Source organism: uncultured Stenotrophomonas sp., assembly GCF_963519125.1.
Classification (GTDB): domain Bacteria; phylum Pseudomonadota; class Gammaproteobacteria; order Xanthomonadales; family Xanthomonadaceae; genus Stenotrophomonas.
On sequence record NZ_CAUQLJ010000013.1, the window covers coordinates 113,356 to 136,117 of the forward strand.

The window sequence follows — 22,762 nt, forward strand, 5'->3', positions numbered from 1 at the left end:
GCCCGGCTGCGCTTCAACCGCCAAGCTGCGCCCGCAGTTCCGCCATCTGCTCCTGCAGCGCGGCCACAACGGTCTCCAGCTCCTGCACGCGCGCTTCCAGCGCCGCGTTGCCACCGCCGCCGCCACCCGGCGCGCTCTTGAACGCCTCGGCCAGCGCTTCCACATCCACCGGCCCGCACAGCAGATGCATGTAACGGTCCTCGCGCTGACCACCGGCGCGCGGCACCTGCACGGCCAGGCCGCGCTGGATCATGCGCTCCACGTGGTGGCGCACTTCGTCGGCGTCCTGGAACTGGAACTGGCGTTCGCTGCGGGTCTGCAGTTCGTTCACGGTCTGCGGGCCTCGCAGCAGCAACAGGCCCAGGATCGCCAGCTGCTGCCGGGTCAGGTCCAGCGCGGTGGCGGTGCGGTGCTCGTAGCGCTCGGCACGCGAGGAAAACTGCTGGCGCGCCAGGCCCAGCGTCTCCAGCTGGCGCAGCGCATGGTGCACATCGCCGGCCGACAACTGCATCACCGGCTCGCGCGCGGTTTTCTGGTTGGCCGCCACCTGGGTGGCATTCACGGTCAGCGGGTAGGCGTCCGGGGTGGTCGCTTCCTTCTCGATCAGGCAGCCCAACGCGCGGGCCTGGGCCGCGCTGAGCACGGGCAGGGCAGGGGTCTGGGTGTCGTCGGTCATGGCAGCGCTCCGGGGCTTTCTGGGGCGTGCAGCATAGCCGAGCGCCCGCCTGGGGCATGAATGCAGGCGGCCAAGCCGGTAAACTGGCGCCATTCCGTTCTGGTGATCCTCATGCGTCGCAACGCTGTTTCCCTGTCCGTGCTTGCCTGTGCCGTGATCGCGCTGGGCGCGTGCAAGCGCACCGAAGCCCCCGTCGACGCGGCTGCCCCGGCCCCCGCCGCGGCTGCTGCCGCTCCGGCTGCCAAGGGCGATGCCGCTGTGGCCGCCAATGACAACCTCAACGCCGTGCTGTGGATGCAGCGTTCGCAGGAATACCGGGCGATCACCGAGCAGACCTACCGCGCCGCCGCCGACCATCTGGACAAGGCACTGAAGGAAGCCAACTGGGACGCGCTGGTGCCCGAAGAGCGCGGCAACGCCGCCAAGGGCCTGAAGCCGGCCGTGGTGCTGGACGTGGACGAAACCGTGCTGGACAACTCGCCCTACCAGGCGCGCCTGGTCCGCGACGGCGGCGAGTACGATGAAATGAGCTGGGACCAGTGGGTGGCCGAGAAGAAGGCCAAGGCCATTCCGGGCGTGGTTGATTTCGCCAAGGCCGCCAACGCCAAGGGCGTGACCCTGCTGTACATCTCCAACCGCGCCGTGCACCTGAAGGAGGCCACCCTGGCCAACCTGCGTGCAGAAGGCCTGCCGGTAGCCGACGACAACGTGTTCCTGGGCCTGGGCACCGTGGTCAAGGACTGTGAGCAGGCTGGCAGCGAAAAGAACTGCCGCCGCCGCCTGGCCGGGCAGAACTACCGCGTGCTGATGCAGTTCGGCGACCAGCTGGGCGACTTCGTGGAAGTCACCGCCAACACCAACGAAGGCCGCGACGCCCTGCTGCAGCAGTACCACGACTGGTTCGGCGAGCGCTGGTGGATGCTCCCCAACCCGACCTACGGCGGCTTCGAGCCGGCCCAGTTCAACAACGACTACAGCCAGTCGCGCCAGGCCCGCCACGACGCCAAGCGCGCCGCGCTGGACTACGCGCCGTGAGCCGCGCCCCGCTGCCGTTGCGCGATGACGAGCGCCTGATCTTCGCGCTCGACGTCCCGGGCCGCGACGAAGCGCTGGCGTGGGTGGACCGGCTGGGCGACGCGGTGTCGTTCTACAAGATCGGCATGGAGCTGCTTGCCTCCGGCGAGTACTTCCAGGTGCTGGACGCCTTGGCCGCGCGCGACAAGCGCGTGTTCGTGGACCTGAAGTTCTTCGACATCCCGGCCACGGCTGCCGCCGTCATCAAGCGCCTGTCGCAGTGGCCGGTGAGCTACGCCACCATCCACGGCTGGCACCCGGCGATGATGGAAGCCTGTGCGGCCGCCAACGGCAGCGACATGCGCCTGCTGGCAGTGACCGTGCTGACCTCGATGGGCCGGGATGACCTGCGCGGCATGGGCATCGACCGCGAACCGGTGGAGGTGGTGGTCGAGCGCGCGCTGGCTGCCCAGGCCGCCGGTATCGACGGCGTGATCGCTTCGGGCCAGGAAGCGGGTCCGATCCGGGCCGCCACCGGTGCAGGCTTCTCGATCGTGTGCCCGGGCATCCGCGCCGGTGGCCCGGTCGGCGATGACCAGAAGCGCACCGTGGGCGTGGCCCAGGCCTTCGCCGACGGCGCCGATGCCATCGTGGTCGGTCGCCCGATCCGCCTGGCCGCCGACCCGCGCGCGGCGGCCCTGGCGATCCAGGACGAGATCCGCGGCGCACGGCGCTGACGGAACTACGTCGCGGTATCGACTTGCGCTGGTTCGCAGGATCGTAAACATCAATCGCCGGCACCGTGCCGGCGTTTTCAAAACGGGACCGACCACGCAGTCGGCCCGGCTGCTTTGCCGTCGAATCAACTGGCACGCGCTGTTGTGCGCCGTGCCTGTTGATTCCACTTTTCGCAAAGGAGTTGCTGTATGCGTACCCGTTACCGGTCGGCCTGGATGTTCGGCCTGATTCTCTCGGCTGCTGCCGTGCCCACCCTGGCCGCGCCCGACACGTCCCAGCGCATCATCGGGGGAGCCGACGCCGAACCCGGCCAATACCCCTTCATGGCCAGCCTGCAGTCGCTGCACCGCGGTGACAGCGATCGCGACCGCCACCGCTGCGGCGCCACCCTGATCTCGCCCTCGTGGGTGCTGACCGCCGCGCACTGCGTGGAGGGCATCCTGCCGCCCCAGCTGGCGGTGCTGGTGGGCCACACCCTGGGCACCACGCCGCGCCGCCGCACGTCGAACATCAAGGCGATCCACGTCCATCCGGCGTACGACGCCGAGGATCTGATCAACGACGTGGCGCTGATCCAGCTCAAGCGACCGGTCAACGGCGTGGAAGCCGCCGAGCCGATGCTGGGCCGCGACAGCGCATACCTGCGCCCGGCGCGCGCCTTCACCGTGATCGGCTGGGGCGTGACCGAATTCCCCGGCGACGCCCGGCCCACCGTACTGCAGACCGTGCAGGCCCCGTTCGTGCCCTTCAAGGCCTGCCGCGAGGCCTATCCGGGGCTGCAGGCGGGCAGCGTGATCTGTGCCGGCAGCGAGGGCATCGACAGCTGCCAGGGCGATTCCGGCGGGCCGCTGCTGGTGAAGCGGAAAACCGGCTGGACGGTACTGGGCACGGTCAGCTGGGGCGAAGGCTGTGCCCTGCCGGACCTGCCCGGGGTGTATGCGCGGCTGTCGCAGGGTTACGTACGCGACTTCATCCAGACCACCTGGACGCGCGACTGAACTGCTGCGGGAACAATGAGTTATGAGCGCCTTGCCCGTTCTGCGGGCAAGGTGGCTTGCCGCTGTAATGCGCAGGCCGCAAGATGCGGACCGGTCCGGGGAAGTCCGAATTCATGTCCATGCCATTGATGACAGGGCGCTGCCGACCCTGGGGGATGACGCTCCTGCTGTGCGGCGCGGTGCTGCTCGGCGCGTGCAAGCGCGATGCGATCGACCCGGGAAGGCCGGCCGCCGAACCGGTGGCGGCGCTGCAGCAGATCGCCCGTCATGTGGCCGACAACGACCTGGTCGGCTATGCCCGTGCGTCGGTGCCGCCGGCCCAGTACACCCGCCTGCAGGCCGCCTGGGCGGACGGCCACAGCCGCTGGCCACTGACCGACCTGCCGCTGGACGGGCAGCTGCTGCCGATGCTGGCCGCACTGTCGGCCCCGGATGCACCGCAGCGCCTGCAGCGCTCGTTCGATACGCAGATTGCCGGGCAGGCCACCGGGGTGCGCCAGGCGGCCCACTCGATGGGGCTGTTCGGCGTGCAGTACCTGCGCAACCAGACCGATTACAGCGACACCGAGCGCGCCCACTACAGCCAGGTGGTGGACGCGCTGAGCAGGTGGGCCGCAGCGGCGCCGCTGACCGACAAGCAACGCGCGAAGACCACCATCACGCTGCTGACCGCCACCGCGCGCACGGCTGGGCTGTCCACCGACGCCCAGCTGCAGGCGGCCGGCATGGAGGACAGCCTGCGTCGGCTGGGGCCGTTCGCCAAGGCGCTCAAGACCGCGCTGGCCAGCTACGGGCTGTCGCTGGACGAGGCGCTGACCGGACTGCAGGGCGAACTGGTCTCCCAGCAGGGCGACAGCGCGGTGGTACGGATCCAGTACCCGCTGGCCGGTGAGCAGATCGAAGCGCAGCTGCGCATGGCCCGCCGTGACGGCCACTGGTACCTGGCGCGTACCCTGGAAGAGACCGACGCGTTGCTCGCCGCAGCCGATGAGGCGGCCGCCGCCGAGGCCGCAAAAGCTGAACAGGACGCCCGCCAAGCCGCCGAAGCAGAGGCCGCCGCACAGGTCAAGGACGGTGCTTCTGCACCGGCTAAGCCATAATGAAGCCGATGCCGAACCAGAATCCCCTGCCTTTCCCCGGCGAAGAGCCGCCCAAGACGCCGGACGCACCGTCCGCGTCGCCCGACGCCGCGCCTGCGCCTGCAGCTGCCACCGACCCGGCCGCGATCGTGCCGAGCCCGGTCGGCGCCGTGGCCCGCGCCCCGTCCGGGCGCCGCCCGTGGTGGGCGCGCCTGCTCGGCCGACTGGTCGAGCCATGGCTCTCGCTCAAGATCGAACCCGAACACCCCGGGCAGTACGACGACGGCCGCCCGGTGGTCTATGTGCTGGAAGACTATGGTCTGTCCAACGCGCTGATCCTGGACAAGGCCTGCCGTGAAGCCGGCCTGCCCTCGCCGCTGGTGCCCATTGCCGGCGACCCGACCGGCCGCAAGCGGGCCTACCTGGCGCTGTCGCGACGGAGCAGCAGCAATTCGCTGATCCCCGAGCAGCGCGGCGCCAAGACCCATTCCGATTCGCTGGCCAAGGTCCTGCAGGCGCACCGCGCGCGCGGCGAGCTGGACGTGAACCTGGTGCCGGTGTCGATCTTCGTTGGCCGTGCGCCGGACAAGCAGAGCGGCTGGTTCGCGGTGCTGTTCTCGGAAAACTGGGCACTGGTGGGCCGCTTCCGCCGCCTGCTGGCCGTGCTGCTCAATGGCCGCAGCACCATCGTGCGGTTCGCCCCGCCGATCTCGCTGCGCGCCACCGTGGACGAGGGGCTGGACCCTGAGCGCACCGTGCGCAAGCTGCAGCGCGTGCTGCGCACCCATTTCCGCCGCATCCGCGAATCGGTGATCGGGCCGGACCTGTCCACCCGCCGCCTGCTGGTGGACAAGGTGCTGGAAGCGGACACCGTGCGCGAGGCGATCGCCTCGCAGGCAAAGCGCGACAACACCAAGCCGGCCGATGCCTGGAAGAAGGCGCATGCCTACGCCTGGGAAATCGCCGCCGACTACTCCAGTCCGGTGGTGCGGTCGGCCAGCTTCATGCTCAGCCATGTCTGGAACCGCATCTACGCCGGCGTGCTGGTGCACCACCTGGACAAGTTCAAGGCCGCCGCGCCGGGCCATGAAGTGGTGTACGTGCCCAGCCACCGCAGCCACATGGACTACCTGCTGCTGTCCTACCTGCTGTACGACCGCGGCATCGTGCCGCCGCACATCGTGGCCGGCATCAACCTGAACCTGCCTGTGGTGGGCACGCTGCTGCGCAAGGGCGGCGCGTTCTTCATCCGTCGTTCGATCCGCGGCAACGCGCTGTACTCGGCGGTGTTGAGCGAGTACGTGGCGCAGCTGGTGGCCGGTGGCTACTCGATCGAGTACTTCGTCGAAGGCGGGCGCTCGCGTACCGGGCGCCTGCTGCAGCCCAAGGGCGGCATGATCTCGATGACGCTGCGCGCGTTCCTGCGCCAGCCGCGCAAGCCGGTGCTGTTCCAGCCCATCTACATCGGCTACGAGAAGCTGATGGAAGGCGGCAGCTACCTGGACGAACTGTCCGGGCGGCCGAAGGAAAAGGAATCGATCTGGTCGCTGCTGTGGGGCATCCCCAAGGTGCTCAAGCAGAACTACGGCCAGGTGGTGGTGAACTTCGGCGAACCGATCGCACTGAACGACGTGCTGGCCGAGAAGGCGCCGGAGTGGAAGGGCGAGGCGGTATCCGAGGACGAGAAGCCGGCCTGGCTGTCGACCACGGTGGACACGCTGGCCGAACGCATCCAGGTGCGCATCAACGGCGCCGCCGACGTCAACCCGATCAACCTGCTGGCGCTGGCGCTGCTGTCCACGCCGAAGCATGCGATGGGCGAGGCCGATCTGATCGCGCAGATCGAGCTGTGCAAGACCCTGCTGGTCGAGATGCCGTACTCGGACCGGGTGACGGTGACCCCGCACTCGCCGGAGCGGATCATCGCCCATGCCGAGGAAATCAACGTCCTCACCCGTATCAAGCATCCGCTGGGCGACGTGCTCAGCGTCAGCGGCGATACCGCAGTGCTGCTGAGCTACTTCCGCAACAACGTGCTGCACCTGTTCACCGCCTCGTCGTGGGTGGCCTGCTGCTTCCAGAACAACCGCCGCATGAGCCGCACCGGCCTGGTCCAGCTGGGCCGCACGGTGTACCCGTTCCTGCAGGCCGAGCTGTTCCTGCCGTGGAGCGAGGACGAGTTCGCCCAGCGCATCGACCAGACCATCGACGTGTTCGTGCGCGAGGGCCTGCTGCAGAACGTCAACGACGACGACGGCGGCATCCTGGCGCGCAACACCGGGCAGACCGACGAAGTATTCCGCCTGCGTGCGATTGGCCATTCACTGCAGCAGGCGTTCGAGCGCTACTACATCGCCATCTCGGTGCTGGTGAAGAACGGCCCGGGCGTGCTGGGTGCGGCCGAGCTGGAAAGCCTGTGCCAGCAGGCGGCGCAGCGTCTGAGCCTGCTCTATGCACCGGCCGCGCCGGAGTTCTTCGACCGCACCCTGTTCCGTGGCTTCATCCAGAAGCTGCGCGAGCTGCGCCTGGTGTGGCCGGACGAGAACAGCAAGCTGCTGTTCGACGAACGGCTGGACGCATGGGCCAAGGACGCCAAGTTCATCCTGGGCCGCGAGTTGCGCCACACGATTGAACGCGTCAGCCCGGAAGCGGCCAAACCAGAGGAACCGGTCGCGGCGGATTGATCGGGGGTGGCGATCCATTGGGGTCGCCACATACCTCGCGGACGCGCATGGCGTGTCTCTACGCAGGTTCGTCCGGAATCTGCATGTCCTCCAACCGCGCAATACAGTCCTTGAGCTGCAGCTTGCGCCGCTTCAGGCGCTTGGCTTCCAGCTCGTCCTCGCCATTGGCGGCCATGCGCTCGATCTCCGTATCCAGCTCACGGTGCTCCCTGCGGAGCACCTGCAGGCGTTCGGCGATCTCTTCGGGCGTATAGGTATCCACAGTCTCCGAGCATACACATTGCGCGTGACCGGCGGGGGTGAACGCAGTCACTTCCCGGTCCCGGCCGGGGCCGTGCCGAGCCGGTAGAATGGCCGGATGCCTTCGGTCCTGCCCCTGCTCGATCCCACCCCGCGCGCGCCACGCGCGGACGCGGCCGCGCGGGACAAAGGGGCGCGTCGGATTCAGCGCCAGGTCGGCCAAGCCATCGCCGACTTCGGCATGATCGAGGAGGGCGACCGCATCATGGTCTGCCTGTCCGGCGGCAAGGACAGCTACACCCTGCTGGACATGCTGCTGCAGCTGCAGAAGAAGGCGCCGGTCGCCTTCGACCTGGTTGCGGTGAACCTGGACCAGAAGCAACCCGGCTTCCCGGAACACGTGTTGCCCGAGTACCTGGCCTCGATCGGCGTGGCGTACCAGATCATTGAGCAGGACACCTATTCGGTGGTCAGCCGGGTGATCCCGGAAGGCCGCACGATGTGTTCGCTGTGCTCGCGGCTGCGCCGGGGCGCGCTGTACCGGCACGCCGCCGAGAACGGCTTCAGCAAGATCGCGCTGGGCCACCACCGCGACGACAGTGTGGCCACCTTCTTCCTCAACCTGTTCCACCACGCCAAGCTGTCGGCCATGCCCCCCAAGCTGCGCAGCGATGACGGCCAGCACGTGGTGATCCGCCCCTTGGCCTACGTCAGTGAACGCGACATCGAGGATTACGCGCAGGCGCGCGGTTTCCCGATCATTCCGTGCACGCTGTGCGGCAGCCAGGACAACCTGCAGCGCCGCCAGGTGGCGCAGATGCTGCAGCAGTGGGAAGACCAGCACCCCGGGCGGATCGACCAGATCGCGCGCGCGCTGGGCAACATCCATCCCTCGCAGCTGGCCGACCCGGCCCTGTTCGACTTCATGGCGTTGGGCCGTACCCCGGTCGCGCCCAGCCCGCCGTCGGCCTGGACCGACGGCACCCCCTGACCTTTCCTTTTCACGCCCTTATTCCGGAATTCCATGTTCTTTCGCAACCTGACCCTGTTCCGCTTCCCCACCGCCACCGATTTTTCCGAAGTCGACACCCTGCTGCCGCAGGTGCTGCTCAAGCCGGTCGGCCCGCTCGAGATGAGTTCGCGCGGTTTCATTTCCCCCTTCGGCCGTGAAGAGAAGGCCGTGTTCTCGCACCGCGTCGGCGACGCGCTGTGGCTGACCGTGGGTGGCGAGGACAAGATCCTGCCCGGCGCGGTGGTCAACGACCTGCTGGCGCGCAAGCTGGAAGAGATCGAAGAGAAGGAAGGCCGCAAGCCGGGCGGCCGCGAGCGCAAGCGCATGAAGGACGACCTGCTGCACGAACTGATGCCGCGCGCCTTCGTGAAGAGCTCGCGCACCGACGCGCTGGTCGACCTGACCCACGGCTTCGTGGCGGTGGACTGCTCGAGCAGCAAGAAGGGCGAGAACATGATGTCCGACATCCGTGGCCTGCTCGGCAGCTTCCCGGCCATGCCGCTGAATGCCGAAGTGGCGCCGCGCTCGATCCTGACCGGCTGGATCGCCGGTGAGCCGCTCCCCACCGGACTGAGCCTGGGTGAGGAATGCGAGATGAAGGACCCGGCCGAGGGTGGGGCGGTGGTCAAGTGCCAGCACCAGGAGCTGCGCTGCGACGAGATCGACAAGCACCTGGATGCCGGCAAGCAGGTCACCAAGCTGGCCCTGGTGTTCGAAGACAACCTGTCGTTCGTGCTGGGCGATGACCTGATCGTGCGCAAGCTGAAGTTCCTGGACGGCGCCCTGGACCAGCTCGAGCATGCCGACGAAGACGGCCGCCGCGCCGAACTGGATGCCCGCTTCGCGCTGCAGAGCGGCGAAGTGCGCCGCCTGTTCCTGCTGCTGGAAGAGGCGTTCAAGCTCAGCAAGGCGGATTGACACCCCCCAGTCATTTCGCCCTTGGCTGGCGGCGCTATGCTATCCCCATGCCTGGCTTCCTCCGCCGCCTGATCTCCCCGGCCGCCGCCCCGACCGTGCAGCGCGACACCGTGCGCCTGCGGCTTGAAGACGACGCCGAGATCGACGTGCTGCGCGTACGCGATCCGCGCGCGCGCCGCATCAAGCTCAGCGTGGACGAACGCGGCGTGCGCCTGACCCTGCCACCGCGGGCCAGCCTGGTGATGGGCGAACGCTTCCTGCAGCAGCACCGCGACTGGTTGTCCACGCAGCTGCGCAATTACCAGGCGACCAACCTGCCACCGCCGCTGGTGATCGGCGAGCCCGGGCTGCTGCCATTGCGCGGAGCGCTGTTGCCCCTGCACTGGGACACCGGCCGCTACGCGCACCTGGAGCTCGGTGCGGACGGCGCGTGCCTGCACCTGCCCGCACGCGGCACCGAAGCCACCGTGCGCCGCACGCTGCGCGAATTCTACGAAGCACAGACTCGCGCCGATGTCGGCCAATGGCTGCCGCGCTACCTGCCGGGCCTGCCGCGCGCGCCGGCCCGGCTGCGGCTGAAGGTGATGTCCTCGCAGTGGGGTTCGCTTGCCCCCGATGGCAGCATGGCGCTCGACCTGGCGCTGGTGCTCGGCCGGCCTTCGGCGTTCGAGTACGTGCTGGTGCACGAGCTCTGCCATCTGATCCAGCCCAATCATTCGCCGGCGTTCTGGGCCGAGGTGGAGCAGCGTTTTCCGGCGTGGCGGGAAGAGCGGGATTATTTCCAGCTGGAAGGGCGGCGCCTGAAGGCCATGCTTCGCCAGCTGCTGTAAACCTGCGCCCTGACGGTAGAGCCACGCCCTGCGTGGCTGGCAGGCATCGCAGAATCTCCGGCGCCGACAGGCGTGCCGTGGTTGCCACGCAGGGCGTGGCACGACCGGGTATCAGCGTTGTTGCATGGCGTGGTGCTGCATGACGTCCGAATGTGGTGGCCCATGCCGCTATCTGGGAGCGCCCCATGTCCTCCATGGCCTCGGTTGCCTTCGACGTACTCACCAATGTCCTTGCCGCGGCGGTACTCGGTGGCGCGGCGATGCTGCGCGCGCGCGTCCCCGATATTTCGGGCGTATGGACCTTGACCCGTTACGCACCCGAGCAACCCGACCGCGCCGAGGCGGTGTACCTGGTGATGCTGTCGCAGAGTGGCGTTCGCGTGGAGGGCGTGGCGGAATGCGTGCAGTGCCGCGACGGACTCGGCTTCGGGCCGCTGCGGCTGCTGCCCGAGCGTGAGCGCCCGCGAGTGGAGGTGAGCGGCGGCCTCTATGGCAGCGTGTTCCATCGCAAACGCTTCCGCCTGCTGTTCCGCGAAAGCACGCGCCGCCAAGGCAGTATTGCGACACACGGCATGGACCGCCGCGAGAACGATGACCACTGGCGTGGCCGCTACATCGTCAGTGCCGGCGGTCGCAGTGGCGACAGCGAATGGCGGCGTGGGCAAGGGGTGCATGGCTTTGCCACCCCCGACCGTGAAAACGGACCCTCGGCGATCAGCGCACGCGCAATGCGGCCGCCTGAGCCCAGCGTGCCGCAACACGCGGTGCCGTGATGCACACGGCCTGGTCGGTCACGGTGGTCACCGCGCGCTCGAGCAGCTGCATGTCCGCCTCGTGCTGGCGCGCCACGTGCGGGTCTTCAAAGAAGATCGCGCGCTGGCAGCGGCCTTCCAGCACCTGGTCGGCAATCTGCGCATCGCCGCCCATCGGGCCGCTCTGGTAGCGGGTGACCCATTCCTGGTCGCTGGGCCAGCCGCGGCTCCAGGCCAGCTCGTTGAGGCGCTGGCCGGTGGTGCCGGTGCCGACACGGCTGCGGAAGCGCGACAGCACCGCGAAATGCTCGTCGGCAAAGGCCAGCATGGCCGGCTTCATCGCGTCATGCGCAATCAGGGCCAAGGTGTGCTGCTCAAACGCATGCAGATCGTCGGCGCCCCGGTCCGGTGCCAGCCCCGCGTGCAGGCGTTCCACCTCGATCCAATCGCGCGCGGTGGCCACGGTGGAGATGAAGGGCTTGCCGTGGATCACGCACTGGCGCTTCAGCGCGGTGGCTTCGGGGAACACCGAGGAGGGATCGACCGGGTCCATCAGGTAGATGGCCCCGTCCAGGGTGCGCTCCGGGGTGCCCATGCCCACCACCTCGGCCACCAGCTTCATCAGCCCGCCCTCGCGGCCGTTCGGGTAGCGGCGCAATGCCTCCAGGCCCTTGAGGAAACCGAAGCGCTGGATCGCATCGAAGGTGCGGCCGACCGCATGCAGCTCCACCCCCAGTTCGCGCAGGCCTGCCTCGCAGGGGCCCAGCCAGCGGAACAGCGCCGCCTGCCTGTCATGGTGATGCAGCCGGTTGGCGGCCAGGCCGATGCGCATGGGAGTCCTTCGAATGTGGCTGATTACGACATTCTAGGGGACAGCAGAAGCTCCACAATACTCGCCGCCGCATCGCGCCCTTCCGCCACCGCGGTCACCACCAGGTCCGCGCCGCGTACCGCGTCGCCACCGGCAAACAGCTTCGGGTGCGCGGTCTGGAACGGCAGGCGCCCGTTGCCGCCGGCCAGGATGCGGCCGTTGCTGGCCGCCTCCACGCCCTGCGCGGTCAGCCACGCCGGTGCCGTTGGCGAGAAGCCGAACGCGATGATCACCACGTCGGCTTCCAGCAGCGACTCGCTGCCCTCGATCGGCACCGCGTTGCGGCGGCCCTGTGCGTCGGGCTCGCCAAGGTGGGTTTCGACCACGGTTACGCCGATCGCTTCGTCGTCGGCACCGGCTTCGATCGACAGCGGTTGGCGGTTGAACAGGAAGCGCACGCCTTCTTCGCGTGCATTGGCCACTTCGCGCGCCGAGCCCGGCATGCTGGCTTCGTCGCGACGGTAGGCACAGGTGACCCGTGCCGCGCCCAGCCGCACCGCGCTGCGCACGCAGTCCATGCCGGTGTCGCCGCCGCCCAGTACCACCACGCGCTTGCCTTCGAGGTCGGGCAGGGCGAGGGTGTCTTCCCAGCCGGCAATCGGCCGGCCGTGTGCGTCGCTGCCGCCGACGATGCGGCTGTTCTGCACCAGGAACGGCAGCGCCGGAAGCACGTTCTTCAGGTCCTGCCCGGGCAGCCTGCCGTCGGTGTAGCGGTAGGCGCCGGTGCCGACGAACACGGCGTCGTAGTCGGCCAGCAGGGTGTCCAGGGTGATGTCGCGGCCGATCTCCACGCCCAGCCGGAACTGCACGCCCATCCCCTCAAGCACGTTGCGGCGGCGACTGATCACAGACTTGTCCAGCTTGAAGCTGGGAATGCCGAACTGCAGCAGGCCGCCGATCTGTTCGTAGCGGTCGTACACCACCGCCTGCACGCCGGCATGTGCCAGGCGATCGGCACAGGCCAGCCCGGCCGGGCCGGCGCCGATCACCGCCACGCGCTTGCCGGTGCTTTCCACCGCCGCCAGATCCGGGCGCCAGCCGGTGGCCAGTGCGGTGTCGACGATGTACTTCTCCACCGCACCGATGGTGACCGCGCCGAACTCTTCCAGCGTGCAGCTGCCTTCGCACAGCCGGTCCTGCGGGCACACCCGGCCGCACACTTCCGGCAGCGGGTTGGTGCTGTGGCACAGCGTGGCCGCCTCGTGAATGCGGTTTTCCTGCACCAGCTGCAGCCACTGCGGAATGGCGTTGTGCACCGGGCACTTCCAGCTGCAGTAAGGATTGCCGCAGTCCAGGCAGCGGCCGGCCTGGTACTGGGCATCTTCCTTGCCGAACTTGCCGTACAGCTCGCCCCAGTCGCCGGACGTGCGCAGTTCCACCGGAATGCGCTGCGGCATGGTGCGGGGCAGGTCGAGGAACTGGAAGGCGTGCTTGCGGCTCATGGCGGGCTCTGGAATGCGAGGGGGAACGTTGCCGGCCAGCGGCCGGCACTACCGGAAGACATCACGCAGCGCGTCGCAGGGTTTCGGTCAGCGACTCGATGCTGGCGGCCTTGGGTTTGACCAGCCAGAACTTGCCGATGTAATCGCGGAACTCGTCCAGGATCTGCTGCGCCCAGATGCTGCCGGTCAGCTCGCGGTGGCGGCCGATCAGGCGGTGCAGGTGCTGGCGGTAGTTCTCGAAGCCTTCGGCGGAGACGCGATGGATGTCGATCAGTTCGTGGTTGTAGCGATCGACGAAATCGCGGTCCACGTCCAGCACGTAGGCCAGGCCACCGGTGAAGCCGGCACCGAAGTTCAGGCCGACCTTGCCCAGCACCAGCACCACGCCGTCGGTCATGTACTCGCAGCAGTGATCACCGGCACCCTCGACCACCGCCAGTGCGCCGGAATTGCGCACCGCGAAGCGCTCGCCCGCGCGACCCGCGGCGAACAGCTCGCCACCGGTGGCGCCATACAGGCAGGTGTTGCCGATGATCGCGGTGCTGCGTGCCTCGAAGCGCGCGCCACGCGGTGGGCGCACCACCAGCCGGCCACCGGCCATGCCCTTGCCGACGTAGTCGTTGGCTTCACCCTCCACTTCCAGGTGCAGGCCGCCGACGTTGAAGGCACCAAAGCTCTGCCCGGCGCTGCCGCGGAAGCGCAGTTCCAGCGGTGCCTCGGCCATGCCCTGGTTGCCGTGCGCGCGCGCCACTGCACCGGCCAGGCGGGTGCCGATGCTGCGGTCGGTGTTGTGGATCAGGAAGCGGTGCTCGCCACCACGCTTGTGCTCGATGGCCGGCGCCAGCAGGCCATCCATCTGCGTGGCCAGGCTGTCCGGCGATTCGTACAGGCGCAGCGCGGCGCAGTGGCTGCCCTCGTAGCGGCTGTCGGCCAGCAGGCGCGACAGGTCCACGCGCACGCCGTCGCGCGGTGCCGCTTCGATCTGCCGCAGCAGGCCGGTGCGGCCGACGATCTCTTCCAGCGAACGCGCACCCAGGAACGACAGCCAACCGCGCACTTCCTCGGCCAGCAGGCGGAAGAAGTTCTCCACGCGCTCGGGCTGGCCGGTGAAGTGGTTCTCGCGCAGGCGCTCGTCCTGGGTGGCCACGCCGGTGGCGCAGTTGTTGAGGTGGCAGATGCGCAGGTACTTGCAGCCCAGCACGATCATCGGCGCGGTGCCGAAGCCAAAGCTGTCCGCGCCCAGCAGGGCCGCCTTGATCACGTCCAGGCCGGTCTTCAGGCCGCCGTCGGTCTGCAGCAGGGTGCGCCCGCGCAGGTCATTGGCCACCAGTGCCTGGTGCGACTCGGCCACGCCCAGTTCCCACGGCACGCCCGCATAGCGGATCGAGCTGACCGGGCTGGCGCCGGTGCCGCCGTCATGGCCGGACACGGTGATCAGGTCCGCGCCGGCCTTGACCACGCCGGCGGCAATGGTGCCGACGCCGGCATGCGAGACCAGCTTCACCGACACCAGCGCGTCCGGGTTGACCTGCTTGAGGTCGTAGATCAGCTGGGCCAGGTCTTCGATGGAATAGATGTCGTGGTGCGGCGGCGGCGAGATCAGGCCGATGCCCGGCTTGGCATAACGCAGCCGCGCGATCAGCTCATTGACCTTGTGCCCGGGCAGCTGCCCGCCTTCGCCGGGCTTGGCGCCCTGGGCGACCTTGATCTGCAGCACTTCGGCATTGACCAGGTATTCGGCGGTGACGCCGAAGCGGCCCGAGGCCACCTGCTTGATCTTGCTGCGCTTGTTCGTGCCATAGCGCACCGGGTCTTCGCCGCCTTCGCCGGAGTTGCTGCGCCCGCCCAGCTTGTTCATGGCGATGGCCAGCGCTTCGTGCGCTTCGGGCGAGAGCGCGCCCAGGCTGATCGCAGCGGTGTCGAAACGGCGGAACAGGTCTTCGGCCGGGGCCACTTCACTCAGCGGCGTCGGCGTCGGCGCAGCCTTGAGCTGCAGCAGGTCGCGCAGCGCCGATACCGGGCGGCCGTGCACGGCTTCACAGTAGCGCTGCCAGTCGGCGGCATCGCCACTGCGCGCGGCGCGCTGCAGGGTCATGACCACGTCCGGGTTGTACATGTGGTACTCGCCGCCGTGCACGTACTTGAGCACGCCACCCACGTCCGGGCGCAGCAGGTCGTTCCAGGCGCGCACGGTGAGCTCGCGGGCCTCGTCGTCCAGGCGGGCGAAGCCCACCCCGGCCACGCGCGATGGCGTTTCCGGGAAGCACAGGTCCACCACCTCATCGTCCAGGCCGACGATCTCGAACAGCTGCGCGCCGCGATAGCTGGCCACGGTGCAGATGCCCATCTTGGAGATGATCTTGGACAGGCCCTTGTAGATGCCCTTGCGGTAGCTGCGGCCGATCTGCGACTGCTCGCCGCCCTTCTTCAGCTGCAGGATGCCGCGCCGGCCCAGGTCGAACAGGGTCTGGTAGGCCAGGTACGGATACACCGCGGTGGCACCGAAGCCCAGCAGGCAGGCCATGTGGTGCGGGTCGCGCGCGGTGCCGGTTTCCAGGATCAGGTTCACCTCGCAGCGCAGGCCGGCGTTGGAGAGGTGGTGGTGCACCGCGCTGGTAGCCAGCAGCGCATGCACCATCGGGCGGTCGGCGACCGGGTAACGGTCGCTGAGCAGCAGCATGACGATGCCGTCGCGGGCGGCCGCCTCGGCTTCGGTGCAGATCCGCTCGATGCCGGCCTTGAGCCCTTCATCGAGGCTGTAGGACAGGTCGATCAGGCGGTTGCGGTCCGCATACTGCGGCATCTTGATCAGCTGGCGCAGCTTGCGCTGGCTGAGCACCGGCGAGTTGAGGATGACGTGGTTCACCGTCTCGGCGCCGGCGTGGAAGATGTTGGTCTCCTTGCCGAGCTGGGTGGTGAGCGACATCACGCAGTCTTCCCGCAGCGGGTCGATCGGCGGGTTGGTGACCTGCGCGAAGGCCTGGCGGAAGTAGTCGTACAGCGGGCGGCTCTGTTGGCTGAGCACCGCCATCGGGGTGTCGTCGCCCATCGAGCCGGTGGCTTCCTGCTCGGTCTCGGCCAGCGGGCGCAGGATCTGCTCCACTTCCTCGGTGCTGAGCTGGAACAGCTTGTGATAGCTGCGCAGGGTGCGTTCGTCGAAGGGCTCTTCGACCAGCGACGGGTCGATCAGCTCGGTCTGCAGGTAGGTCACGCCCTGCTGCAGCCACTGCTTGTACGGGGCGCGGCCGCGGTTGATGCGGTCGATGGCGTCCGAGTCGAGCAGGTCGCCACGCTTGAGGTCGATGGCCATCATCTCGCCCGGGCCGAGCTTGCCCTTGCGCACCACGCGTTCGGCCGGCACTTCCCACACGCCCGCTTCGGAGGCGACCAGGAAGTGGCGGTCGGAAGTGAGCATCCAGCGCGCCGGGCGCAGCCCGTTGCGGTCCAGGGTGCAGGCGGCATAGCGGCCGTCGCACGCGACGATGCCGGCCGGGCCGTCCCAGGGTTCGCTGTTGAGTCCGTAGAACTCGTAGAACGCGGCCAGGTCGGCGTCCTTGAACTCCAGCGACTGGGTCGCCGGCGGCACCAGGATGCGCAGCGCCTGGATCAGGTCCATGCCGGCGCTGACCATCAGCTCCAGCATGTTGTCCAGGCTCTGCGAATCCGAGCCGTGCATGGAGATCACCGGGTCGAACTGGGCGATGTCGAAGCGCGGGGTCTTCCACACCTTGCTGCGCGCCTGCGCCCAGCGCCGGTTGCCTTCAATGGTGTTGATCTCACCGTTGTGGGCGAGCATGCGGAACGGGTGCGCCAGCGGCCAGCGCGGCAGGGTGTTGGTGGAGAAGCGCTGGTGGAACACGATCGCGCTGGAGGCCAGGTCGCTGCGCTGCAGGTCCGGGTAGAACCGGCTCAGCTTGTCCGGCAGCACCATGCCCTTGTAGCTGATCGAGCTCGGGCTGAGCGTGGTGACGTAGTAGTCGGCGTGCTCGCGCAGCTGCTGTTCGCTGCGGCGGCGGGCCAGGAACAGGGCCAGGGTAAACGCCGACTCGTCCTGGTCGGGACCGGCGTCGACGAACAGCTGTTCGATCTGCGGCAGGGTGTCGCGTGCGAGCTGGCCGCACACGCTCGGGTCGGTCGGCACCACGCGCCAGCCGAGCGGCTGGCAGCCGGCGCCGCGCAGCTGCTGTTCCAGGGTGTCGCGGCAGGCTTGGGCAGCACTGGCGTCGTGGGGCAGGAACACCACGCCTGCGGCATGGCGCGCGCCGAGGGTGATGCCCGCTTCGGTCGCGAGTGCTTTCAGGAAGGCATCCGGACGGCGCAGCAGCAGGCCACAGCCATCACCGGTGATGCCGTCGGCGGCAACGCCGCCGCGATGGGTCATGCGCGAGAGCGCGGCGATCGCGGTGTCGACCAGCAGCCGTGACGGCTGGTCGTCCAGTTGCGCGACCATGCCGAAACCACAGGCGTCGCGTTCGTCTTGCGGGTCGTAAAGCCCTTGGCGGTTGCGGGGGGCCATCTCTGCCTCAAAGTCGGGTGAGCGGCGACACTCGTCCCCGCTCAATCCGTTGAGCGCATCTGGAGGCACCGGATGCTTCGACTAGATCACAGTTGTTGCAACGCCGCAATACACGGTTGCGGGTGCAACCAAACCCGTTGAAATCCCGCCAATTCAGCCGCAGCGCACGCCGCTGACCACACCCTTTTCGTCCACTTCGATGTTCAGGCGTTCGCCGACGAATTCCATGGTGGTCATGTCGGTCGGCTTCAGCACGCGCAGCTCGCGGGCACTGGCGTCCTGCTGGGCCTGGCCACCCATCTCGTCGGTGAAGGCCTGGCCGATCAGGCTCTGCACCTGGTTGGCGTCGCAGTTGCCGACCGGCGGCGCTTCGGTGGCCTTGCCGGTGGCGGCATCGGCGGGTGCGGCAGCTTCTTCGGCAGCCTTCTGTGCGTGGGCGCCTGCGGCATCCTGTTCGTCCATGGGGGGCGCCTTGCAGGCACCCAGCAGCAGCACGGTGGGGAGCAGGACGGCACCCAGCAGCTTGGGACCGATGGAGGGCAGGGCGCGGCGGGACGACAAGGAGGACATCGAGACTCCAGAAGTGGAAACCAGTGAGGCGGTGAGCATATCGTCAAGAACGGCGTGAGGTGTTTGTGTTGCGTTATTGACGCGGTCCCACACCGGTGCCGAACACACTGCAGGCCCCTTCCTGCCACTGCCACCATGCCCGCACGCCTTGCCACCCCCGAAGCCGCCGCCGCCCGCGACGCCGGCCTGCGTTATGTCAGCGACGAGCAGCCCGGTATCGGCCGGCGCAAGGCGGGCAAGGGTTTCAGTTACCGCGATGCGGACGGCCACGCGGTGCGCGACGCCGCCACCCTGGCCCGGATCCGTGCGCTGGCGATTCCACCGGCCTATACCGAGGTGTGGATCTGCGCCTCGCCCAACGGCCACCTGCAGGCGACCGGGCGCGACGCCCGTCGGCGCAAGCAGTACCGCTACCACGCGGACTGGGCGAAGGTGCGTGGCGACGGAAAGTTCGACCGGGTGATCGCTTTCGGCGAAGCGCTGCCGACCCTGCGCCGGCGCCTGCGCCGCGATCTGAAGCTGCCCGGCTTTCCGCAGGACAAGGTGCTGGCGATCGTGGTCGCGCTGCTGTCCGAAACCCTGGTCCGGGTCGGTAACCCCGAGTACGCACGTGACAACAAGTCGTACGGACTGACTACCCTGCGCAACCGACATCTGGAGATGGTCAAGGGCGGCCGTGCGAGGATGCGCTTCCGTGGCAAGTCGGGCCAGCAGCAGGAGGTGGAGATCGACGACAAGCAGCTGGCGAAACTGATCAAAGCCTGCCAGCAGCTGCCGGGGCAGGCCCTGTTCCAGTACCGCGACGACGACGGCACCGTGCAGCCGGTCGACTCCGGGCAGGTCAACAGCTACCTGCGCGATGCGATGGGCGCGGACTTCAGCGCCAAGGACTTCCGCACCTGGGGCGGCACCATGGCCGCACTACGCCAGTTCGCCGCGACCGCGCTCCCCGAGGCGCCCAGCGAGCGTGCCTTGGCCGCGCTGCAGAAGCAGGTGGTGTGCGAAGTGGCGGAACGGTTGGGCAACACCCCGGCGGTATGCCGCAAGGCCTACATCGACCCCAGCGTGTTCGACGGCTGGCGCAACGGCGCGCTGGAAAAGCTGGCCGGCCTGCGCGGCGAACGCCAATGGGAGCAGGCCACCCTGCGCTTCCTGCGCACCGCCAGAAAAGCAGTAAAAAAGTCCAAACCCGCACCCATCAACCGCAGAAGATCGCCGTGATGTTGTTGGTCCGCCCGGTCTCAATGGTCAGCCGCTCGCCGCCACTCTCCGCACCGGCGGGCGTGGTGTTGGCAGCGCCACTGGCCGTCGCCCCGCTCTCCATGCGCTGGCCACGCACCACCACCACCTCCAGGCTGTCGCTGTCCACGCGGGCGCGCTCCACGGTGGCAGCGGAGGCAGCCAGGCCGACCGCACCCCGCACCTTGTCGATATGGCACTGGCCGGAAATGACGCCGTCGATCGGCTGGACCTGCGCCATCGGCGTGCTGCTGCAGGCGGTCAGGGCGGTAAGTGCGGCAACGGCAAACAGGGGACGCAACATGGGGTGGCTCCAGCAGGATTCTGGCGTCCACGATGCCGCCGCAGGCGTATGCGGCGGATGAAGCCGGTCACGGCATGGCGACATGGCATTCACCGTATCCGACCGCCGTGTTGGAGACACTGCCTTGGCCCTGCTACTTCCCCCCGGCACGGCACCAGATTTGAAGGAGTTGACCATGGCCACCGCCAAGAAGACCCGTAAACGCGCTGCTTCCAAACCCATTGCCACCGACGCCACGCCCGCCCGCGAACGCACACCGGTAGTGAAAACCGCGACCCGCAAGGCGGCCGCCAGCGATCCTCGCGCGGCGCGCGTGGCCGCCCGCCAGCGCCGCCTGCAGGACCAGGAAAAGGCCAAGGACGCGCGCGCCGCCAAGAAGGCGACGAAGAAGACCGCGAAGAAGGCCACCCAGGCCGGCAGCCGCAAGCAGCCGGAAACCATGCCGGCGCAGAACATCGCCAAGCCCGGCAATGAGCACGCGCTTGATCTCGCCCCCCGTTTCCTCGCGCCAGACTATGTTGGCAGCGGCAAGCTGCAGGGCAAGCGCGCCATCATCACCGGCGGCGACTCCGGCATCGGCCGTGCCGTCGCCGTGCTGTTCGCGCGCGAAGGCGCCGATGTCGCGGTGCTGCACCTGGACGAGAAGAAAGACGCGGAGGTTACCCGCCAGCACGTGGAAGCCGAGGGCACGCGGTGCCTGGTGATCGCCGGCGACGTGCGCGATCCGAAGTTCTGCAACAAGGCCGTGAAGCAGGTGGTCAAGGCCTTCGGCGGCATCGACATCTTGGTCAACAACGCCGCGTTCCAGCTGCACTGCGAACGGCTGGAAGACCTGGAAGATGCGCACCTGCAGGAGACGCTGCAGACCAACATCGGTGGCTACATCCAGATGGCGCGTGCGGTGTTGCCGCACCTGGAGGAAGGCGACTGCATCATCAACACCGGGTCGGAAACCGGCCTGTTCGGCAGCAAGGCGCTGATCGATTACTCGTCGACCAAGGGCGCCATCCATGCCTTCACCAAGGCGTTGGCCAGCCAGCTGCTGCCGCGCGGCATCCGCGTCAACGCGGTGGCGCCGGGCCCGGTCTGGACCCCGCTGAACCCGGCCGACAAACAGGCCCCGGACGTGGCGGAGTTCGGCAAGAACAGCGATATGGGCCGCGCGGCACAGCCGGAAGAGTTGTCGCCGGCGTATGTGTTCCTGGCCTCGCCGGTGACCGCCAGTTACATCAGCGGTGTAATCCTGCCGGTGATGGGCGGACCGCATGGGTAGCTGACCGTTCGTCGGCTGCCACCCTCCGGCACTTGACGACAACTGTAGTCACTGACAAGGTGGCGACACGTGTAGTCATCGGAGAGTGTCATGCGCGGCAAGACCATCGGGGACCAGGAACTGGCCCTGCTGCAGTACGTAGCGGAACAGAACAGCGCCAGCGTGGGCGAGGTGGCGGCCGGCTTCGGCGAGGAGCGTGGCTTGGCCCGTTCCACCGTGCTGACCATGATGGAACGCCTGCGCGGCAAGGCCTACCTGCAGCGCCAGCAGGTCGAGGGCGTGTATCGCTACTCGGCCACCGGCGAGCAGGACAGCGTGGTCCAGGGCGCGGTCGCCAGCTTCGTGGAGAAGACCCTGCAGGGCTCGGTTTCCCCCTTCGTGGCCTTCATGTCGCACAAGGCCGAGGTCAGCGATACCGAGCTGGCCGAACTTGAAGCGCTGGTCGCCCAGCTCCAGTCGCGCAAGCGGGAGGGCTGAGCCATGGACACCCAGATGATGGAACTGCTGACTCGCCTGGCCTGGACCAGCGTGCAGAGCGCGGTGCTGGTGGGCTTGGTGTGGGGCGTGTGCCGCCTGCTGCCGCGCCTGCCCGCCGCCACCCGCTGCCGGTTGTGGTGGCTGGTGGCCGTGCAGGCCGTGCTCGGCCTGGTGTGGAGCAGCCCGCTGGAACTGGCGGTGCTGCCGGCGCCCGGTATCGAAACGGCGACGCTGGTGGAAGCACCGCTGCTGCCCGTGCAATTCGAGTTGAATGGTGCCGCAGTTGCGACCGACCCTGCGCCCTTCGTCGCCGCGACGTCGCACGTGCCGAGCTGGCAGACCGCGCTCTTCGCGCTGTGGGCCGCCGGCGTGCTGGTGATGCTGCTGCACAGCCTGCGTGCCTATCGCCAGAGCCGCGCACTGGTGCGCAGCGCCGCACCCTGCACCGATGCGGGCCTGCAGCAGGCGCTGCAGCTGGCCGCCGAAGCGCACGGCCTTGCCCGCGCGCCGCAGCTGAAGATTTCCGCGCAGATCACCTCGCCGCAGCTGATCGGCCCGTGGAACCCGGTACTGCTGCTGCCCGCGCGCGAGCTGCCGGCGATGGCCGCCGACGACCTGGACATGGCGCTGACCCACGAGCTGGTCCACCTGCAACGCCGCGACCTGTGGTGGGGCCTGCTGCCTTCGCTTGCCCAGCACCTGCTGTTCTTCCATCCGCTGGTGCACCTGGCCGCGCGCGAATATGCACTGGCCCGCGAAGAAGCCTGCGACAGCGCCGTGGTCGCGGGCCACGGGCACTGTCGCCACGACTACGGGCGCCTGCTGGTGCAGCTGGGCGTGGCCCCGCGCCCGGCCGTGGGCGTGGCCAGTGCCTCGCCGAACTTCCGCAGCCTCAAGCGTCGCCTGCTCACCCTGCAGCAGACCGGTTCACTGCCGCGCGTGGTGTCGGTCGGCGTGACCGCGCTGTTCGTGCTGGTCGGCGTGGCGCCGATGCGCCTGGTGGCGGCCGTTCCGCCGCCGCCTCCGGCCCCGCCTGCGTTGGCCGCACCTGCAGTTCCGGCTGCACCGGCGGTTCCCGCTGCACCAGCGGCACCGCCGGCCGTGGCCGCGCCGAAGCCGGCCCCCGCGC

At 68.6% G+C, this 22,762-nt stretch carries 20 protein-coding genes; 13 read left to right on the top strand and 7 right to left on the bottom strand.

The window, feature by feature from the left end; translation table 11 throughout:
- Positions 1-13: 13 nt before the first annotated feature.
- Positions 14-676, bottom strand: coding sequence for a DUF480 domain-containing protein (locus RYM47_RS12990; protein ID WP_315388460.1), 663 nt, complete (start codon positions 674-676; stop codon positions 14-16).
- Between the two features lie 111 nt (positions 677-787).
- On the opposite strand from RYM47_RS12990, the gene RYM47_RS12995 reads away from it, so the two are divergent.
- From RYM47_RS12995 to plsB, 5 genes are all read left to right on the top strand, one after another.
- Entirely contained in the window at positions 788-1,711 is a 924-nt protein-coding gene (locus RYM47_RS12995) for a 5'-nucleotidase, lipoprotein e(P4) family (protein WP_315388462.1), read from the top strand.
- A complete protein-coding gene (pyrF, locus tag RYM47_RS13000) occupies positions 1,708-2,427 on the top strand; it encodes an orotidine-5'-phosphate decarboxylase (protein WP_315388463.1) in 720 nt (239 codons plus the stop codon). Before RYM47_RS12995 ends, pyrF begins: the two co-directional genes overlap by 4 nt.
- A 189-nt stretch (positions 2,428-2,616) precedes the next feature.
- Positions 2,617-3,426 carry a serine protease gene (locus RYM47_RS13005; RefSeq protein WP_315388464.1) on the top strand — a complete coding sequence of 270 codons (810 nt, stop codon included), beginning with the start codon at positions 2,617-2,619 and terminating at the stop codon, positions 3,424-3,426.
- Between the two features lie 155 nt (positions 3,427-3,581).
- On the top strand, positions 3,582-4,526 hold the full coding sequence (locus RYM47_RS13010; protein WP_315388465.1) for a hypothetical protein: 945 nt from the start codon (positions 3,582-3,584) through the stop codon (positions 4,524-4,526).
- The gene (gene plsB / locus RYM47_RS13015; protein ID WP_315388466.1) at positions 4,526-7,189 is read left to right on the top strand and encodes a glycerol-3-phosphate 1-O-acyltransferase PlsB; all 2,664 of its coding nucleotides are present in this window, start codon (positions 4,526-4,528) and stop codon (positions 7,187-7,189) included. Before RYM47_RS13010 ends, plsB begins: the two co-directional genes overlap by 1 nt.
- 58 nt (positions 7,190-7,247) lie before the next feature.
- Here the strand turns inward: plsB and RYM47_RS13020 are convergent, their stop codons facing one another.
- Complete coding sequence (locus RYM47_RS13020) at positions 7,248-7,451, bottom strand: YdcH family protein (protein WP_315388467.1); 204 nt, start codon at positions 7,449-7,451, stop codon at positions 7,248-7,250.
- Between the two features lie 96 nt (positions 7,452-7,547).
- Here RYM47_RS13020 and ttcA point away from each other — a divergent pair, with 96 nt between their 5' ends.
- The 4 genes from ttcA to RYM47_RS13040 all read left to right on the top strand — a co-directional run bounded on the left by ttcA (position 7,548) and on the right by RYM47_RS13040 (position 10,962).
- Complete coding sequence (gene ttcA, locus RYM47_RS13025; RefSeq protein WP_315388469.1) at positions 7,548-8,420, top strand: tRNA 2-thiocytidine(32) synthetase TtcA; 873 nt, start codon at positions 7,548-7,550, stop codon at positions 8,418-8,420.
- A 33-nt stretch (positions 8,421-8,453) separates the two neighbouring features.
- Positions 8,454-9,359 carry a recombination-associated protein RdgC gene (locus RYM47_RS13030; RefSeq protein WP_070207709.1) on the top strand — a complete coding sequence of 302 codons (906 nt, stop codon included), beginning with the start codon at positions 8,454-8,456 and terminating at the stop codon, positions 9,357-9,359.
- Positions 9,360-9,406: 47 nt separating this feature from the next.
- Positions 9,407-10,189, top strand: a complete 783-nt coding sequence (locus RYM47_RS13035; protein ID WP_315388471.1) for a SprT family zinc-dependent metalloprotease — start codon at positions 9,407-9,409, stop codon at positions 10,187-10,189.
- Between the two features lie 185 nt (positions 10,190-10,374).
- Positions 10,375-10,962, top strand: a complete 588-nt coding sequence (locus RYM47_RS13040) for a hypothetical protein (RefSeq protein WP_315388473.1) — start codon at positions 10,375-10,377, stop codon at positions 10,960-10,962.
- Here the strand turns inward: RYM47_RS13040 and RYM47_RS13045 are convergent.
- The 4 genes from RYM47_RS13045 to RYM47_RS13060 form a co-directional block, all read right to left on the bottom strand.
- Positions 10,904-11,773 carry a methylglyoxal synthase gene (locus tag RYM47_RS13045; RefSeq protein ID WP_315388474.1) on the bottom strand — a complete coding sequence of 290 codons (870 nt, stop codon included), beginning with the start codon at positions 11,771-11,773 and terminating at the stop codon, positions 10,904-10,906. The genes RYM47_RS13040 and RYM47_RS13045 overlap by 59 nt on opposite strands.
- 23 nt (positions 11,774-11,796) lie before the next feature.
- On the bottom strand, positions 11,797-13,254 hold the full coding sequence (locus RYM47_RS13050) for an FAD-dependent oxidoreductase (protein ID WP_315388475.1): 1,458 nt from the start codon (positions 13,252-13,254) through the stop codon (positions 11,797-11,799).
- Positions 13,255-13,315: 61 nt separating this feature from the next.
- On the bottom strand, positions 13,316-17,770 hold the full coding sequence (gltB, locus tag RYM47_RS13055; RefSeq protein WP_315388477.1) for a glutamate synthase large subunit: 4,455 nt from the start codon (positions 17,768-17,770) through the stop codon (positions 13,316-13,318).
- A gap of 153 nt (positions 17,771-17,923) precedes the next feature.
- Complete coding sequence (locus RYM47_RS13060) at positions 17,924-18,340, bottom strand: I78 family peptidase inhibitor (protein WP_315388479.1); 417 nt, start codon at positions 18,338-18,340, stop codon at positions 17,924-17,926.
- Between the two features lie 135 nt (positions 18,341-18,475).
- On the opposite strand from RYM47_RS13060, the gene RYM47_RS13065 reads away from it, so the two are divergent.
- A complete protein-coding gene (locus RYM47_RS13065) occupies positions 18,476-19,561 on the top strand; it encodes a DNA topoisomerase IB (RefSeq protein ID WP_315388481.1) in 1,086 nt (361 codons plus the stop codon).
- Here RYM47_RS13065 and RYM47_RS13070 read toward each other — a convergent pair.
- A complete protein-coding gene (locus RYM47_RS13070) occupies positions 19,539-19,883 on the bottom strand; it encodes a hypothetical protein (RefSeq protein WP_102946980.1) in 345 nt (114 codons plus the stop codon). The two genes, RYM47_RS13065 and RYM47_RS13070, sit on opposite strands and share 23 nt — an antisense overlap.
- 175 nt (positions 19,884-20,058) lie before the next feature.
- Here RYM47_RS13070 and RYM47_RS13075 point away from each other — a divergent pair, with 175 nt between their 5' ends.
- From RYM47_RS13075 to RYM47_RS13085, 3 genes are all read left to right on the top strand, one after another.
- Positions 20,059-21,156 (top strand): SDR family oxidoreductase, encoded by a 1,098-nt coding sequence (locus RYM47_RS13075; protein ID WP_315388483.1) that lies wholly within the window; start codon positions 20,059-20,061, stop codon positions 21,154-21,156.
- Between the two features lie 90 nt (positions 21,157-21,246).
- On the top strand, positions 21,247-21,633 hold the full coding sequence (locus RYM47_RS13080; protein ID WP_070207699.1) for a BlaI/MecI/CopY family transcriptional regulator: 387 nt from the start codon (positions 21,247-21,249) through the stop codon (positions 21,631-21,633).
- Between the two features lie 3 nt (positions 21,634-21,636).
- Positions 21,637-22,762: M56 family metallopeptidase (locus RYM47_RS13085; protein WP_315388485.1), on the top strand; the 1,126-nt coding region annotated here is incomplete at its 3' end.

Bases quoted from the DNA above. Each gene is read 5' to 3' on its own strand.
- RYM47_RS12990 (WP_315388460.1), bottom strand. From the start codon at position 676: ATGACCGACGACACCCAGACCCCTGCCCTGCCCGTGCTCAGCGCGGCC.
- RYM47_RS12995 (WP_315388462.1), top strand. From the start codon at position 788: ATGCGTCGCAACGCTGTTTCCCTGTCCGTGCTTGCCTGTGCCGTGATC.
- RYM47_RS13005 (WP_315388464.1), top strand. From the start codon at position 2,617: ATGCGTACCCGTTACCGGTCGGCCTGGATGTTCGGCCTGATTCTCTCG.
- RYM47_RS13010 (WP_315388465.1), top strand. From the start codon at position 3,582: ATGACGCTCCTGCTGTGCGGCGCGGTGCTGCTCGGCGCGTGCAAGCGC.
- plsB (WP_315388466.1), top strand. From the start codon at position 4,526: ATGAAGCCGATGCCGAACCAGAATCCCCTGCCTTTCCCCGGCGAAGAG.
- ttcA (WP_315388469.1), top strand. From the start codon at position 7,548: ATGCCTTCGGTCCTGCCCCTGCTCGATCCCACCCCGCGCGCGCCACGC.
- RYM47_RS13030 (WP_070207709.1), top strand. From the start codon at position 8,454: ATGTTCTTTCGCAACCTGACCCTGTTCCGCTTCCCCACCGCCACCGAT.
- RYM47_RS13035 (WP_315388471.1), top strand. From the start codon at position 9,407: ATGCCTGGCTTCCTCCGCCGCCTGATCTCCCCGGCCGCCGCCCCGACC.
- RYM47_RS13040 (WP_315388473.1), top strand. From the start codon at position 10,375: ATGTCCTCCATGGCCTCGGTTGCCTTCGACGTACTCACCAATGTCCTT.
- RYM47_RS13045 (WP_315388474.1), bottom strand. From the start codon at position 11,773: ATGCGCATCGGCCTGGCCGCCAACCGGCTGCATCACCATGACAGGCAG.
- RYM47_RS13050 (WP_315388475.1), bottom strand. From the start codon at position 13,254: ATGAGCCGCAAGCACGCCTTCCAGTTCCTCGACCTGCCCCGCACCATG.
- gltB (WP_315388477.1), bottom strand. From the start codon at position 17,770: ATGGCCCCCCGCAACCGCCAAGGGCTTTACGACCCGCAAGACGAACGC.
- RYM47_RS13060 (WP_315388479.1), bottom strand. From the start codon at position 18,340: ATGTCCTCCTTGTCGTCCCGCCGCGCCCTGCCCTCCATCGGTCCCAAG.
- RYM47_RS13065 (WP_315388481.1), top strand. From the start codon at position 18,476: ATGCCCGCACGCCTTGCCACCCCCGAAGCCGCCGCCGCCCGCGACGCC.
- RYM47_RS13070 (WP_102946980.1), bottom strand. From the start codon at position 19,883: ATGTTGCGTCCCCTGTTTGCCGTTGCCGCACTTACCGCCCTGACCGCC.
- RYM47_RS13075 (WP_315388483.1), top strand. From the start codon at position 20,059: ATGGCCACCGCCAAGAAGACCCGTAAACGCGCTGCTTCCAAACCCATT.
- RYM47_RS13080 (WP_070207699.1), top strand. From the start codon at position 21,247: ATGCGCGGCAAGACCATCGGGGACCAGGAACTGGCCCTGCTGCAGTAC.